This is a genomic window from Kribbella sp. NPDC050281, assembly GCF_040655855.1.
Lineage (GTDB): Bacteria > Actinomycetota > Actinomycetes > Propionibacteriales > Kribbellaceae > Kribbella.
Genome location: NZ_JBFAKS010000032.1, coordinates 60,566 through 75,096, shown reverse-complemented (window position 1 = coordinate 75,096; position 14,531 = coordinate 60,566). Strand labels below are relative to the sequence as shown.

The 14,531-nt window shown below is 67.6% G+C and carries 13 protein-coding genes; 6 read left to right on the top strand and 7 right to left on the bottom strand.

The features are described 5' to 3' along the window. The first annotated feature begins 53 nt into the window (after nucleotides 1-53). Both AB0I34_RS30065 and AB0I34_RS30060 read left to right on the top strand, forming a co-directional pair. Nucleotides 54-1,184, top strand: coding sequence for a peptidoglycan bridge formation glycyltransferase FemA/FemB family protein (locus AB0I34_RS30065; protein ID WP_360451601.1), 1,131 nt, complete (start codon nucleotides 54-56; stop codon nucleotides 1,182-1,184). A 4-nt stretch (nucleotides 1,185-1,188) separates the two neighbouring features. Next, nucleotides 1,189-2,190 (top strand): alanine racemase, encoded by a 1,002-nt coding sequence (locus AB0I34_RS30060; protein WP_360451599.1) that lies wholly within the window; start codon nucleotides 1,189-1,191, stop codon nucleotides 2,188-2,190. Here AB0I34_RS30060 and AB0I34_RS30055 read toward each other — a convergent pair. Next, complete coding sequence (locus AB0I34_RS30055) at nucleotides 2,187-2,552, bottom strand: VOC family protein (RefSeq protein WP_360451597.1); 366 nt, start codon at nucleotides 2,550-2,552, stop codon at nucleotides 2,187-2,189. The two genes, AB0I34_RS30060 and AB0I34_RS30055, sit on opposite strands and share 4 nt — an antisense overlap. A 129-nt stretch (nucleotides 2,553-2,681) precedes the next feature. On the opposite strand from AB0I34_RS30055, the gene AB0I34_RS30050 reads away from it, so the two are divergent. Next, nucleotides 2,682-3,404: a methyltransferase domain-containing protein gene (locus AB0I34_RS30050; protein WP_360451595.1), complete on the top strand. Its 723-nt coding sequence runs from the start codon at nucleotides 2,682-2,684 to the stop codon at nucleotides 3,402-3,404. Between the two features lie 10 nt (nucleotides 3,405-3,414). Beyond that, nucleotides 3,415-3,783: a VOC family protein gene (locus AB0I34_RS30045; RefSeq protein WP_360451593.1), complete on the top strand. Its 369-nt coding sequence runs from the start codon at nucleotides 3,415-3,417 to the stop codon at nucleotides 3,781-3,783. On the opposite strand, the gene AB0I34_RS30040 is transcribed toward AB0I34_RS30045, so the two are convergent. Further along, on the bottom strand, nucleotides 3,780-4,937 hold the full coding sequence (locus AB0I34_RS30040) for an NAD-dependent epimerase/dehydratase family protein (protein ID WP_360451591.1): 1,158 nt from the start codon (nucleotides 4,935-4,937) through the stop codon (nucleotides 3,780-3,782). The genes AB0I34_RS30045 and AB0I34_RS30040 overlap by 4 nt on opposite strands. Nucleotides 4,938-5,101: 164 nt before the next feature. Here AB0I34_RS30040 and AB0I34_RS30035 point away from each other — a divergent pair, with 164 nt between their 5' ends. Next, nucleotides 5,102-5,821: a class I SAM-dependent methyltransferase gene (locus AB0I34_RS30035; protein WP_360451589.1), complete on the top strand. Its 720-nt coding sequence runs from the start codon at nucleotides 5,102-5,104 to the stop codon at nucleotides 5,819-5,821. After that, nucleotides 5,818-6,285, top strand: coding sequence for a GtrA family protein (locus AB0I34_RS30030; protein WP_360451587.1), 468 nt, complete (start codon nucleotides 5,818-5,820; stop codon nucleotides 6,283-6,285). Before AB0I34_RS30035 ends, AB0I34_RS30030 begins: the two co-directional genes overlap by 4 nt. On the opposite strand, the gene AB0I34_RS30025 is transcribed toward AB0I34_RS30030, so the two are convergent. The 5 genes from AB0I34_RS30025 to AB0I34_RS30005 all read right to left on the bottom strand — a co-directional run bounded on the left by AB0I34_RS30025 (nucleotide 6,194) and on the right by AB0I34_RS30005 (nucleotide 14,518). Further along, complete coding sequence (locus AB0I34_RS30025; protein ID WP_360451585.1) at nucleotides 6,194-8,398, bottom strand: glycosyltransferase family 2 protein; 2,205 nt, start codon at nucleotides 8,396-8,398, stop codon at nucleotides 6,194-6,196. The genes AB0I34_RS30030 and AB0I34_RS30025 overlap by 92 nt on opposite strands. An 86-nt stretch (nucleotides 8,399-8,484) precedes the next feature. Beyond that, the gene (locus AB0I34_RS30020; RefSeq protein ID WP_360451583.1) at nucleotides 8,485-9,384 is read right to left on the bottom strand and encodes an NAD-dependent epimerase/dehydratase family protein; all 900 of its coding nucleotides are present in this window, start codon (nucleotides 9,382-9,384) and stop codon (nucleotides 8,485-8,487) included. Between the two features lie 371 nt (nucleotides 9,385-9,755). Beyond that, complete coding sequence (locus AB0I34_RS30015) at nucleotides 9,756-10,064, bottom strand: hypothetical protein (protein WP_360451581.1); 309 nt, start codon at nucleotides 10,062-10,064, stop codon at nucleotides 9,756-9,758. A 31-nt stretch (nucleotides 10,065-10,095) separates the two neighbouring features. Beyond that, entirely contained in the window at nucleotides 10,096-11,844 is a 1,749-nt protein-coding gene (locus AB0I34_RS30010; protein ID WP_360451579.1) for a hypothetical protein, read from the bottom strand. A gap of 4 nt (nucleotides 11,845-11,848) precedes the next feature. Continuing rightward, nucleotides 11,849-14,518, bottom strand: a complete 2,670-nt coding sequence (locus AB0I34_RS30005; RefSeq protein ID WP_360451577.1) for an ATP-binding protein — start codon at nucleotides 14,516-14,518, stop codon at nucleotides 11,849-11,851. Between the last annotated feature and the right edge of the window lie 13 nt (nucleotides 14,519-14,531).

Genomic DNA, 14,531 nt, shown 5'->3' with positions numbered 1-14,531 from the left:
AGGTGACCGGCTCGGCTACGGTCTGAGGCCCCGGGCCGGTAACCTGACCGACCGTGAGTGACTTGAGCATTCGGACCATCTCGGCCGACGAGCACGCGGCGTACGTCGCTGCGCAACCGTCGGCGAGCTTCCTGCAGACCCCTGGGTGGGCGGCGGTGAAGAGTGAGTGGAAGGCGGAGTCACTCGGCTGGTACGACCCGGCCGATCCGGCGGAGCTGGTCGGCGCCGGACTGGTGCTGTACCGGCAGATGCCGAAGGTGAAGCGGTACCTGGCCTATCTGCCGGAGGGTCCGGTGATCGACTGGGACGCTGTCGACCTGGGCCGGTACCTGCGTCCGCTGGCCGCGCATCTGCAGGAGCATGGGGCGTTCGGCGTACGGATGGGTCCGCCGGTGGCGACGCGGCGGTGGGGTGCGAAGACGATCAAGGACGCGATCGCCGGCGGACAGCAGCCGAAGCTCGGCGACGTACGCGCGGACGTGATCGAGCCGTCCGGGGCGGCGGTGACCGCGCAACTGCGGGCACTGGGCTGGAAGGCGCCGAAGGCCGGTGAGGGGTTCGCTGCCGGGCAGCCGCAGTACGTGTTCCAGGTGCCGCTGGCCGGTCGCACCCAGGAAGACCTGCTGAAGGGTATGAACCAGCTCTGGCGGCGCAACATCAAGAAGGCGGAGAAGGCCGGCGTCGAGGTGACGCAGGGTGGGCCTGAGGACCTGAAGGCCTTCCACGCGCTGTACGTCGAGACGGCCGAGCGGGATCACTTCACCCCGCGGCCGCTGCCGTACTTCGTCAAGATGCTGGACGCGATGGCCAACCAGCCGGCCGGCTGCTGCGACTTCCGGATCTACAACGCCTACCATCAGGGCGACCTGGTCGCCTCGACGATCTGGGTCCGGGTCGGCGGTCACTCCTGGTACTCCTACGGAGCCAGCTCGACCGCCAAACGCGACGTCCGCGGATCGAACGCGATCCAGTGGCGCATGATGGCGGACGCACTCGCCGCGGGCGCGTCCGTGTACGACCTACGGGGCATCACCGACACCTTGGATCCGAACGACCCGCACGTCGGGCTGATCCAGTTCAAGGTCGGCACCGGCGGCGAGGCCGTCGAGTACGTCGGTGAGTGGGATCTGCCGTTGAACAAGGCGCTCTACACCGCATTCGACCTCTACATGAGACGGCGTTGACACCATGCCCCTAGTCCTGCACGTCGATTCCGATCGATGGCGCGAACACCTGCGTTCCACGTGGAACCCCGACATCGTCCCGGTCGCCAAGGGCAACGGGTACGGGTTCGGCAACCCCCGGCTGATGGCCGAGGCCCGGGCGCTCGGCGCCCGCACGATCGCGGTCGGCACGTACTTCGAGGTGCCGCCGGACCCGCGTGAGGACATCGTCGTGCTGTCGCCGTGGCGTCCGTTCCTCGACGTGCCGCAGAGCAAGAACGTGATCCACACCGTCAGCCGGCTGGCCGACCTCGTCTCGATCCCGGCCGGCAGCCGGGTGCTGATCGAAGTACAGACCTCGATGCGCCGGCACGGCATCGGCGCTCGCGAACTGCGGCACACGATGCTGCTGAACGCGCTCGACCGGATCCGGTTCGAGGGCTGGTCGCTGCACTTCCCGATGGGAGCCGGCGGTACGTCGGCCAACCTCAGGGAGGCGCAGGAGCTGGGCAAGGCGGCCGAGGCGGTCCGGCGCGGCACGCTGTGGGTGTCGCACGTGCCGGCGCAGAAGCTGGCCGACATCGGCGAGAACGTCAAGCTGCGGATGGGCACCGCGCTCTGGCTGGGTGACCGGAAGGCGCTCACCGTGCGGGCGACCGTGCTGGACGTGCACTCGGTCCGCCGGGGCGAGCGGGTCGGCTACCGGCAGCGCCGAGTGAGCGGTGACGGCCACATCCTGGTGGTGTCGGGCGGGACCGCGCACGGTGTCGGCCTGGAGGCTCCCACCGCGGCGGCCAGCGTTCGTCAGCGGGCGATCGCGATGGCGAAGGGCAGCCTGGACGCGGCCGGCATGGCGCTGTCGCCGTTCACGATCGAGGGCAAGCAGCGCTGGTTCGCGGAGCCGCCGCACATGCAGGCCAGCATGCTCTTCCTGCCCTCGTCGGTGGCGCCCCCCGCGGTCGGCGACACCGTCGGTGTCGACGTCCGCTTCACCACCACGAGCTTCGACAAGGTGTCGATGGATTAGGCCGGCGAGGCCAGGTCGATGACGGTGCCGTCGGGGCAGCGCAGGTACGACGAGACCTGCCCCCACGGCGTCTTCTCCGGAGCCTTCAGCGGCTCCGCGCCGGCGTCGACGGCCCGCTGGAAGTCGCCCTCGACGTCCTCACTGGTGAGCCCGAGTTCGAAGCCGACCGCGCCGGGGGTGCCGACGGCGGACAGGTGGCTCTGGCCGACCGCGTAGGTGGCGAAGACGATCTTGGTGTCGCCCGCGTCCACCTCGCCCGCGCCCTGGTCCCAGTACGTTCCCTTCAGCCCGAACGCGCGCTCGAAGAACTCGATCGACGCCTTGGCGTCCTCGACGTACACGATGGTCTTCGCGAACTTCACGACCCTGCTCCCTGTCTTGCGAGATCGACGGGACGGTCCCGACACCCAGCCTGACGCAGATCCGCCCAGAAGTGTGACAACCTGCGGCCGGCTTGACTTCAGGTGGACCTGAAGTTGCAGCGTGAGGTCATGAGCTTTCTGGAGCGGATCGAGGAACGGGCCGGAGCAGCGGAGCTCCGGGCGGAGTCGTACCGGCTGCTGGGCCTGAAGCGGGGCGCGACCTGCGTCGATGTGGGTTGCGGCGCCGGGCATGCGGTCGGCGAGTTGGCCAAGAAGGGCCTCAAGGTGACGGGCGTGGACGCGGACCCTGAGGCGATCGACGCTGCCCGGACCCGCGTGCCCGGTGCGATGTTTCACGTGGCACGGTCCGATGACCTGCCGCTGGAGAACGAGTCGGTGGACGGCTATCGCGCGGTCAGGCTGTTCCACCTGCTCGAGGACCCGGCCCCGACGGTGGCGGAGGCGCGACGGGTGGTGCGGCCGGGCGGACGGATCGTGCTCGGCGGGCAGGACTATGGCTTCCTGCTGATCGACAGCGCCGACCAGGACCTCACCGATGTCGTTCTACTGGGCCTCGAGTCGCGCTCGGTGTCCCCGCGGGCAGCCCGCAGCCTCCGCGATCTGCTCCTCGACGCCGGGTTCCAGGACATCGAGGTCGTCGTACGGACCGAGGTCGTGACGGATCACTCAGTGATGGCGCCGCAGCTGGAGATGGCGGCGGCCGCGGCGGTGAAGGAGGCGCTGATCACGCAGGACGACTCCGACAGTTGGCTGGCCGAGCAGGCCGACCGCGGCCGGCGCGACCGACTCCTCGCCGCGATCCCGACGCTGCTTGTCGGTGGGCGTGCCTAGGGTGTGGTGAATGAACGAGAAGATTCCGTTGATGGGTGTGGTCCTCGACGCACCGGACGCGCAGGAGCTGGCCCGGTGGTACTGCCGGCTGCTCGGGTGGGAGCTCGGCGACGACGAGGAGGGCTGGGCGACTGCCATCGGCCCGCAGGGCGTGACGAAGTTGTCGTTCCAGGGCGAACCGGCGTACCAGCCGCCGAGCTGGCCGAGCTCTCGCGAGCAGCAGCAGATGCAGCTGCACCTGGACTTCAAGGTGGACGACCTGGAGACGGCGCACCGGCGCGCGATCGACGCCGGGGCGCGGCTGATGGAGTTCCAGCCGCTGCCCAACGTGCGCGTGTACGCCGACCCGGTCGGCCACATCTTCTGCTTCTTCGTCTAGGAGTTCTTCAGGTGTCCGCGCCAGCGGACGGTCGGCAGTAGTGCGGCGGGGTCGACCCGGTCCTTGTTGGCGGAGACGATGTCGAACATCGACTCGATCAGCGTCTCCGACAGCAGGTGCGGCTGCAGGCCGAGGTCGACCAGACCGGTGTGCTTGACGTTGTAGTAGTGCTCGGCCAGCTCGACCCGCGGGTTCTCCAGGTGCTCGACCTGGACGGGGCCGGCGAAGCACTCCGCGACCTTCTCCGCGATCTCGGCGACCGAGTAGCTCTCGGTCATCTGGTTGAAGACACGGAACTCGCCGGCGTCCGCGGGGTTCTCGACCGCGAGCCGGATGCACTCGACCGTGTCCCGGATGTCCAGCAGGCCACGGGTCTGGCCGCCGGTGCCGTAGACGGTCAGCGGCTCGCCGAGCACGGCCTGGATGACGAACCGGTTGAGCACGGTGCCGAACACGGCGTCGTAGTCGAACCGCGTCGCCAGCCGCGCGTCCTGCACGGTCTGGTCGGTCTGCTGCCCGTAGACGACGCCCTGGTTCAGGTCGGTGACGCGCAGGCCCCAGATCCGGCAGCCGAACTCGAGGTTGTGCGAGTCGTGCACCTTGCTCAGGTGATAGAAGGAGCCCGGCTTCTTCGGGTACAGCATCCGGTCCTTGCGCCCGTTGTGCTCGACCTCCAGCCAGCCTTCCTCGATGTCGATGTTCGGCGTACCGTACTCGCCCATCGTGCCGAGCTTGACCAGGTGGATGTCCGGGTTCGTCTCGGCGATGGCGTACATCAGGTTCAGCGTGCCGACCACGTTGTTGTGCTGGGTGTAGACCGCGTGGGCCCGGTCGATCATGGAGTACGGCGCCGCCCGCTGCTCGGCGAAGTGGACGATCGCGTCCGGCTCGAACTCGCTCAGCACCCGGTAGACGAAGTCCGCGTCGAGCAGGTCCCCGACGAACAACGTGAGCCGCTTTCCGGACACCTCCTCCCAGGCGGCGACCCGGGCGTCCAGATCCTGGATCGGCACCAGGCTCTGCACTCCCAGCTCAGTGTCGTAGCCCCGGCGGGCGAAGTTGTCGAGTACAGCGATGTCATGACCACGATCGGACAGGTGGAGCGCGGTCGGCCACCCAAGGTAACCATCACCACCGAGGACCAGTACGCGCACGAGGGGTTCCGCCTTCGCAGTTGAGAGAAAAGTTGCCGTTGTACCTGTTCCTATCCCGGCATGAACCAAACCTAACGTGATCAGTTCCACTTCGGAGGCTGAGAATTCGCTGGCAATTCGTCCCAGCCGTCACGGCCTCGCGGGGAGGGGGCACAATTGCCAGGATGCGGGAACATACCGGAGCCTTCAGCGACGCGACCGGACGCGACCTCGAGCAGGGTGGCGCCGACCAGCCGCGGTACCGCCGCTACCAGCACGACCTGATCGCGCCGCACTGCGGACGCAGCGTCCTGGAGGTCGGCGCCGGACTGGGTGAGTTCGCGGCCCAGTTCACCGGTCTGGACCGGTTGGTGCTCACCGACGCGGATCCGGATGCGGTCGAGTTGCTGGCGGAGCGGTTCGCCGAGCGGCCGGAGGTGGAGGCGCGGCAACTGGCGCTGGGCGGCGAGCTTTCGCTGGGCAAGCCGGTCGACTCGATCGTTGCGATCAACGTGCTGGAGCACATCGAGGACGACGCCGCAGCGCTGAAATCACTGGCCGGACTGGTGATTCCCGGCGGCACCATCGTGCTGTGGGTGCCCGGCTACCAGCAGTTGTACGGCGAGTTCGACCGCCGGGTGGGCCATTTCCGCCGGTACACGCCGGCCACGCTGCGCGACGCGTTCGAGCGGGCCGGACTCCAGGTCGAGGTGGCCAAGCCGGTGAACCTGCTCGGCGGGATCGCCTGGTGGGCAGCCGTTCGCCGCGGCGGCAGCACCAAACCGAACCCGCGATTGGTCTCGATCTACGACCGGTTCGTCGTACCGGTGACGCGGGCGGTGGAGTCGGTGGTCCCGGTCCCGTTCGGGCAGACGGTGCTCGGCGTGGCGCGGGTGCCGGGATGAGGCTGCCGCGGTTCCGGTTGTTGCTGTGGGCAAAGTACTCCGCGTCGTCGGTGATCGCGGGAGTGATCAGCGAGCTGGCGTTCGCCTTGTGCTACTGGATCGGGACCCGCCCGCTGTGGGCGAGTGTGGTCGCGTTCCTGGCCGGCGCACTGCCGAACTACGTGCTGAACCGGCGCTGGGCGTGGGGCCGCAGCGGACGGGCCGACCGCACTCGCGAGCTGTTGCCGTACGCAATCATCGTGGTGGTCACCGCACTCGCCGCGGCGCTGGCGACCAGCGCCGCGGACCATTGGCTGCGGGATCGGATCGACTCCCACGTCTGGCAGACCGTGCTCGTCAGCGCGGCCTTCCTCGGCACCTACGGAGTGATGTTCATCCTGAAGTTCGTGCTGTTCGACCGGTTCGTGTTCGCCAAGCCGGAAGCCGCCGCAGTACGTACTCCCGCCACCACGTCCCAGTCATGACCCGGGCGTAGTTCGCGCCGTACACCAGGCCCGGACCCTTCTTGCTGCTCCCGTCGCCACGGCGGCGCATCGTCATCGGCAGCTCGACGACCCGCGCGCCGCCGGCCAGCACACCGAGCAGCAGCTCCGACGACTGGTACTGCGGCTCCCTCAGCGTCACCGAGCACGCAAGCGCCGCCCGCATGGCCCGGAACCCGAACGACGTGTCGGTCAGCTTCCGCCGGGTCAGGATCGACGCCAGTACGGCGAACACGCGCACTCCGACCCAGCGCAGGCGACTGTCCGCGTCCTCCTCACCGAGTCGCCGGGAACCGGTGACGAAGTCGGCCCGGCCCTCCAGGATCGGCGCGAGCAGCACCGGCAGTTCGCTGTTGTCGTACTGTCCGTCGCCATCCGTGGTCGCGACGTACTGCGCTCCGCCCTGCGCGGCGATCTGGTAGCCGAGTCGAAGCGCTGCACCCTGACCACGGTTGACCGGCGCGACGCAGACGTACGCGCCGTGCTCGGCCGCGATCTCGGCGGTGTTGTCCTCGGCGCCGTCGACCACGACCAGTACGTCGACCGGGAGGCCGGCGCAGGTCTTGGGCATGTGCTCCAGCACTGGACCGATGCCGCCGGCTTCGTTGTACGCGGCAATCACCACGACGAGCGGAGCGAACGCCGGGTCACCGTGCCGTTCGCGGAGATCATCCAGCGCGGCCGAGTCGACCTTGTCCGGGTACTGCGCGAGCGGCGGGCGCTGCTGGCTCCGGCCGAGCAGTGCGGTCAGCCCGAGCGCACCGGCGAACGGGAACAGAACCAGTCCGGGCAGCTGGTAGCGCCAGGAGAACTCGAACGCGGCCGACCCGAGCAGCAGGATCACTGCCGCCGCGACCGGCAGCAGTGCGGCCGACCGGAGTCGCGATGTCCTTGCCCGGCCGAGCCCGAACGCCGCAGCGAACGCGATCAGGCCGGCGATACCGAGCAGCAGGCCCGGGGTGTAACCGCCGTGCAGCTGGTAGGCGCGCAGTACCTTGGCCGGCCCGGTGTTGACGTGCGGCTCGGTGCCGCCCCACTTCACCGCGGCCTTGGCGGTGTTGGGGTCGCTGAGGTTCGGGTAGGTGAGCTGGAACTGCCAGCGGTCCAGCGGCACGTCGTCCGGCGAGGTGGTGCGCGTGGGCGCGAAGCCCTTGAAGAAGTCATTCAGCGCCGCCCACGCCACGTCGCCTGGCTGGTGCCGGATCACTAGCATGCTGAAGTCGGTCGCCAGCTGCCGCTTCGTCGTACCGGCTGGCAACGGTCCGGGCCAGTTCGGGTCGCCATAGTGGTCGTGGGCGTACTCGTCGACCCCCAGTCGGTGCCCGAGCGGCTCCTTGGGGCAGAACAGGCGGGTGCCGTCGTTCAGCGGCAGCTTCGCGCAGTTGGCGACAACCGCGGTCCGGCCGTAGAGCACCTGGTTCTCGGCACCGGAAAACCCCCACCGGCCGGTTTGCGAGTGGAAGTACGTCGCGTAGCCGCCGAGCACGATCGCGAATACGGCCGTTACCGCTGCGCTCCGGCCGAGCACCTTGCGCCAACTCGTCCGCCAGGCGGAGCCGACCACGACGAGGTAGATGACGACGGCAACGAGCAGAGTGATGCCGATGGTGCGCAGTACGAACGCTGCGCCGAGGATCAGCCCGGCTGCGGCCGCCCGCTTCCAGCCGGGGGCACCCCATCCGAGCAGAAGCCACAGCAGACCGACGAGCAGTACGTCGAACAGGGTCTCGGCCATGATGTTCTGCTCGATCTGGACTTGGTACGCGTCCAGGAGCAGGGGTGCGGCCGCCAGCGCGGAGAGCCAGCGGTAGGCGCCGAGGCGGCGGGCGAGCGCGTAGATGGCCACGCCGAGGGCGAGGCCGATCACGTGCTGCAGGATCACCACGAAGGTGACGCTGCCGAGCGCTGTCAACGGCTTGAGGAAGAGCGAGTAGCCGATCGGGTTGAGCTGATCCGGTTTCAGCTCGCGCATGTTGTCGAGGTAGCGCACTGAGTCGACGTACAAGATTGCCGGTTGGTACGCGATCGTCGCCAACACCCGGAGCGCGGCCCCCAGCACCAGCAGCACAACAAGCAGCCAGTGCTTCCTCAACATCTCTCTCCCACCCCCGAGCGAAGCGAGGGGGTGGGAGAACACCCTCCCGTCCCCGAGCGAAGCGAGGGGGCGGCGCAGTTGACTGATCACTGGTTCGAGAAGTAGTGCCACGTGCGGGCGAGCCCGTCTTCCAGGGACACCGTCGGCGCGTAGCCGAGGTCGTTGGTGATGTCGACAACCACCGCCGGCATCTCACCCGCCGGTGCCTCGATGTGCTCAGCCGGCACCGGACATCCAGTCACCGTCCGCACCGTCTCGATCATCTCGAGCACCGACACCGAACGACCCGATCCGATGATCGCGCGCCCGTCGTACTTGCTGTCCAGCGCCAGCAGGATGCCGTTGACCACGTCATCGATGAACACCAGATCCCGCCGCTGCAGACCGTCGCCGTACACCCGGACGCCGGTCCCGCTCAGGGCAGCCCGCATCATCCGCGGCACAAAACTGTCCTTGTGCGACATCCCCGGCCCGTAGACATTCGTGAACCGCAGTGCCGCGGTCGCCATCCCGTAACTCCCCGAGTACGCCGACAGCAACATCTCGCAGGCCGCCTTGGTAGCCCCGTACGGCGTCAGCGGCCTCAACGGCAGGTCCGCCGTGATGGTCGCCGTCCCGACGTCCCCCACCACCGCGTTGGTGGACGCCAACACAAACCGGTCGACCCCACTCCCCCGGGACAGCTCCAGCAGCACCTGCGTAATCGTCACGTTCTGAGCGAACGTCTGCATCGGCGCATCCACCGACCGCAACACGGACGTCAACGCCGCCAGATGCACGACCGCGGTCGGCCGGGTCTCAAACGCCGCGACACACGTCTCCTGGTCCCCCAAATCCCCAGTCACCACGTGCACGCCCTCGTCCCACGACGGGTCCGGCGGCTCCCGATCCACAGCGGTAACCGCCACGCCCCGCCCCCGCAGCGCAGCCACCACGGCCCGCCCAACAAACCCGGCCGCCCCGGTCACCAGCACACGCTCATCCATGCCCTCAACCTACCGCCGACCAAGCACACCCGCTGTCGCTGCTACCGATAGGCACGTGGGAATACGAAGCGTGACCTGGCTGGGTATCCGCCCGTCATCGCGCAGCCACCAGTGCGCCGCACTCACTCCGCGTCCCGCGGGAAGAGGAGAGAAGCGGCTCACTTGGATACAGGTCGCGCCAGAGCCATCCCAAGTACTCGTCATCGGTGTACCAGTCGTACGCCGCTGCCACGCTCAACGCACGCGGAGGCAACCGACGCGGTCCCCTCAAGCAGTCGCACGAACCACGACGCCGAGGAACGTTGCGAACGGCTGTCGTCGTCACGATGGTTCCACTCAGCACGCACGCCGACCTACTGCCAACCGTTTCGTCAGCCCTGGTGTCCCGGCACAGGCTCGGTTGGATACAACTGCTGCCACAACCAGACGAGGAAATCGTCGTCATTGTGAAAATCGTCGTACTCAGCAGCAAGGTGCACCGCACCTTGCGGCAGACCTTCACGATCCCCCTCCAGTAGACGGGTCAATTCCTGCTTGAAAACCCGCATATCTGTATTGGCAGATTCGCTGTCCTGAGCGGCCTGTACCAACGCATCAAAGTTGTCATTGCGAGCTTCAGGGTGATAGTAGGAGTGAATGAAGCTCAGGAAGGTTGAGAAAGGCGCTTCCTTGTCTCTCATCCAATACATTCCACTGGGCATGTGACTCCTTTCAAGACTGATCGTCGCGGACTTTGGGATAGAGCGTCGACAGTTCATACCGTTGGTCCGCGAAATTCGCTTTGAAGCGGACCTCGATTTTTCCTCCTTCGAAGGAAGGTATCCGCTCCGCTTCGGGTTCCGGAATACCAGCGAGGTCGGCTCCGGCGTTTCGCGCTTGCAACCATTGCTTCCGAAGGACCATCGACTCGACCGGATCCCCTTTCAAAGCGAAGCCAGAGCAAAATTTGTGCCCGCCGAGACCGAGGAGTTCCGCGATCGGGATGTCGACCGCTTTCGGTGGAAGGCTTCCGTGCCACGGCTCATCGACGGCAGCCTTGACAGCAGAGTGCTCCAGCGCTCCGAGGTATGCGGCAGCGAACGCGGTTGCGTCGTGAATTCTTGTTGATTCTCTGGCGCAGTGGTGCTGCTTGTTGGGGTACAGGCCGTCGATCCCTTGGGCTCGTTTGATGGGGTCGGTTTGGGCGGGGTCTTCGTTGTGGGCGACTCTGTCTGCGTACAACTGGTCGTCGCCCATCGGGCCGTGGCGGATGTGGCCGTGGCCATTGGTCAGGTCTATGGACGCCCAGACGCTCTGGACCACAGGGTCGCAGTGTGAAGCTGGCTCCAGCCAGGGGTGGGCTTCCTTCGTGTCGGCGATGTACGCGACGCCGTTGCGCAGGTCTTCTTCACGGGCGGCGTCCCGATCCGTGGGGTCAATCCTCTCTACCTCTCGCACATCGGGATTGTCGGGTGCGGGAGGGCGTTGGTGGTACGTCGCTTCTGGCACCCAGCGCTCGTGGCGGTCTCGGAGCAACTCGCCAGGCGTCTGCTTCTCCGCCTCCAACGGGTCGGTGGTCGAGCTGGAGTCGGCGACAGACGGGTCTTCCGCGGAACGTGCGCTGTCGGGCTCAGGGATCGGCTCGGCCTCGGGGTCCGAGTCGACGTCGGGGTGAGCCTCGTCGCGGTTCGAGATTGTCTCGGGTTGCGGCGAGTCGATTGGCGCGGCGACGCTTTCGCCCGAGGTCTTCGAGACGCTCTTCTCGTCGGACTCGAGCTGGGGCGACTGATCGTTGGCGTTGTCTGCTGTTCGTTCGTCGTGCGGCTGCGATCCTGGAGCTTTTGAGTCAGCGTCGGTCAGTTGGTCCGGCTCGGCGTTGTCGGTTGGTGCCGGGCGGGTCGATTCGGCTGGGGACTCGTCGGTTGACTCGCCTTCGCGCGTCGAGTCCTCGGGATCAACGGACGAGGGAGCTTCGGGTTCGGTGTCGTCGACGGGTGGGTCTGGAGTGGGTTTGTCAGGCAGCTGGTCTGGCGTCGAGGCGCCTGGGTCCGTGTCGTTGCGGTTGTCTGGGGCTGCGGGAGGTTGTGGTGCGTCGTTGTCTGAGCCCCAGCCTGCTCGGGTGAAGCGGGGGTCTTTGAGCATTTGGGCGACGAGTTCTGGCGGGAGTCGGTGGCTCTGGTCGGGTGGGCCGGCTTCCTCGAGGTGCTCGGGCCTGGCGTTCGGTGCATCCTGCGGCTCGTCCGCCTTGCGGTCAGGGGCGGGCCGCTGGTGATGCGAGTCGGCGGGGGTTGGGGTCCGGTCTTCGGTTCCCCAGCCTGTGCGGGTGAAGACTGGGTCTTGGCGCATGCGGGCTTCGAGGTCTGGGGGCAGATTGGTGAGCCTCGGTGTCGGCGACTCGGCCGGGGTGGGAGCTTCTGGGCGCGGCTCGGAGGGGCGGGGCGGTTCCAGCGGTTCTTCTTCGCGGTGGGAAGGGTGATCCATCGCGTTACGCTCGCGTCGATTCGGAGAGGAACATCTGACGGTGCCAGTTGCCCGGGACGGTCAGAGTGCGGGACGCGTCGATGATTTGGGTGTGTGGTTCGGCGGCGGTCGACAGTTGAGCGGCGGCGCGCAGGAGGCCTCCCTCTCCGAAGAGGAGCGACGGACTGGGGGCAGCAGCACGAAGGGCCAAATAGCCGGCGACCTGGTCGGCGATCGTTGAGCCTTCGAGATTCAGTCCCCTGGCGCTCCACTCTTCGGTCGAGGGATGGAGTACGTCGACCGGGCCGACGTACGTTCGCAAGGCGTCGGCGACGTCTGCGAAGCGGAATGCGCCGGCCTGCCACTTGGTCTCGGGATCAGGGCACACGGGCTCGTGCCGGGTGACGACCCCCGTGACTACCTCGGTCAGATGCTCGATGAGCGCGACCGGTTCGAACGCGCCGTCGAATGTCGTGACACGAGCCTTCACTGCCCTGGTTGTGGCTTCGGCGATCGCGCATTCCGCCAGCCGTGCTGGGACGTCCGGCGGAATCAAGTTGGCCGGCGGGAGCGGCTTCGGGACACCGGCCAGGTGGGCGACTGTCAGGAGCTCGACCCAGACAACGAACCTGGGGTTCCGGTCGAGGTACCGGCTGGCGCCCGCGATGTCTCGTAGCGTGCACGGACGGTCCTGGCAGCTAGCGCCGCAGGCCCTGGTGCGGCGGGTGGCTGCGGTGACGGTTGGTGGTGAGGGGAGGCGGCGCTCGCGAGGTTCGCCGTGGGGGACTCGTATGAGGACCGGGCGATCCATGCCGTCGGTGAAGAGGGCGGCTTGGCCGGGTGGGAGGGAGACTACGGCTCGGGATTGGGGGGCGGTGAGGTTCATGGTGGCGCCGACTGTTTCGCGGTCGTCGGCGGCGGGGAGGCGGTGGAGGATCTTGAGGGCCGAGTTCTTCACCACGTCGGGGATGACTTTGCTGGGGATCTGTTCGGCGACGATGATGCCTTCGCCGTACGCGCGGATTTCGGCGAGGAGGCCGGCGAACATCTCGACCGCATGGTTGGTGGTGCCGTCGGTGCTTGCCTTCAGTAAGCGATGGGCTTCCTCGACGACGGTGATGTGGCGTAGCCCGGGAGGCACAGAGTCCCTCGCGCTTCGGACGCGCAGATGCTCGATGAGGCGAATCAGGACGATGCCCATGCAGAACGCCTTGTCCTGGTCGTCGCCGACGTCTTCGAGTTCGAGAACGACGTTCCGACTCAGGAGATCGGCGATGTCGAGAGGATGGCCCGCCCCCAGGAAGCGGCCTGGCGTCCCGAGCAGCAGAGAGGCCAGACGTACGTCGACGAAGCCGCGGACGTCGGCGGCCAGCTCAGCGCCGTACCCGATGTCGTCGATCACGCTGCGGGCCGCGGATTGCACATCGGCGAGCGTCGGGTACTGCGGTGTGCGGCCGTCGCGGGCCGGCCGGCTCAAGGCGATATCCCAGCCGAGCGACGTGTAGGAGCGGGTCAAGGCCTGGCTGAGGACCTGCGGGAACGGCTCGTGGGCCTCGAAGGCGGCGAGGAACAGCGCGCGGACCAGATCCAGGTGCGTCTGCAGCGGGAAGCCGGCCTCGGGCTCGAGTGGGTTGAGGCTGAGCGGAATGGCGTCCGGATCGCCGAGCCGGATGACTGCGACCGGTGCGTCGGGACCGAGTCGTCCCGCCATGGCGGCGTACTCGGCCTTGGCCGGCTCGATCACGAGCCAAGGGACGGAGCGTTTGGTCAGACCTTCCAGGAGGTGCCTGATCGTTTGCGACTTGCCCGAACCGGTGGCACCGGTCACCAGCGCGTGCCGGTTCAGGGTGTCGAGCGAGACGGTCATCGTTGTTGCGACCCGTCCGGCGGCGTCGAGGACCTCCCCGAGCGGGATCCCGTCCGGTGGCGTTTCCGGAGTCAGGTCGAAGCGCACCTGTTCGATCGCGCGGACGCCGGCGATCTCACGCACCGGCGGCCTCGCGATCGCGGCCAGCAGTTCTCCGGTCGCCTGGAATCGTGAAGGTGTCGCGCCGGCCGCCAGGGTGTACGACGTGGCGTGCAGATCGGCCGCGCCGGCCAAGGTCCGGGCCACCACATGAGCGATGGACTCCTCTGCTGCGCCGGTGAGAACCTGCACGGACCACAGGCCGCCCGGGGCCGCAGAGAAGTCGCGATACCGGGCCCGGCTGCGCTCGAGCTCGAGCGCTTCCCGTGCGGAGACCTTCTCGCGGTCGAGGCCGATCGTCATGCGCAGGTGCAGATCGTCGAGCAGCTCGGCACGCTCGTCAACATCGACGGGTGATGCGAGGACGAGCCAGGCGAACGGTTCTGCGGGCAGCGCCTCGACCAGATCCTCCAGTGTGCCGGTCAGCTCGACATCGACCTCGGGAAGCGCGCTGAGCACGTCATGGACACCGTCGACGTTCACCCAGTGCGGGAACTCGGCCGAATCCGCAGCAACGACGCGTGCACCAACCGGATATGGGATGGCACCCGACTCGGCCGGCTCGATTCCGAGGCGTACCTCGATCGGTCCGTTGGCGACCGTACGAGTCCAGCAACAGCTGAAGGGACGTCCTGTCGACGCCCGCACGGTCAGCGCCGGAAGGAGCCCTCGTTGGAGAGTCGTCAGTCGTTGAGCGGCATCCGCGTCCGGGCCTCCGGTCAGCGGCACCTCTGTCAGACGC

Bases quoted from the DNA above. Each gene is read 5' to 3' on its own strand.
- AB0I34_RS30060 (WP_360451599.1), top strand. From the start codon at position 1,189: ATGCCCCTAGTCCTGCACGTCGATTCCGATCGATGGCGCGAACACCTG.
- AB0I34_RS30050 (WP_360451595.1), top strand. From the start codon at position 2,682: ATGAGCTTTCTGGAGCGGATCGAGGAACGGGCCGGAGCAGCGGAGCTC.
- AB0I34_RS30045 (WP_360451593.1), top strand. From the start codon at position 3,415: ATGAACGAGAAGATTCCGTTGATGGGTGTGGTCCTCGACGCACCGGAC.
- AB0I34_RS30035 (WP_360451589.1), top strand. From the start codon at position 5,102: ATGCGGGAACATACCGGAGCCTTCAGCGACGCGACCGGACGCGACCTC.
- AB0I34_RS30030 (WP_360451587.1), top strand. From the start codon at position 5,818: ATGAGGCTGCCGCGGTTCCGGTTGTTGCTGTGGGCAAAGTACTCCGCG.
- AB0I34_RS30025 (WP_360451585.1), bottom strand. From the start codon at position 8,398: ATGTTGAGGAAGCACTGGCTGCTTGTTGTGCTGCTGGTGCTGGGGGCC.
- AB0I34_RS30020 (WP_360451583.1), bottom strand. From the start codon at position 9,384: ATGGATGAGCGTGTGCTGGTGACCGGGGCGGCCGGGTTTGTTGGGCGG.
- AB0I34_RS30015 (WP_360451581.1), bottom strand. From the start codon at position 10,064: ATGAGAGACAAGGAAGCGCCTTTCTCAACCTTCCTGAGCTTCATTCAC.
- AB0I34_RS30010 (WP_360451579.1), bottom strand. From the start codon at position 11,844: ATGGATCACCCTTCCCACCGCGAAGAAGAACCGCTGGAACCGCCCCGC.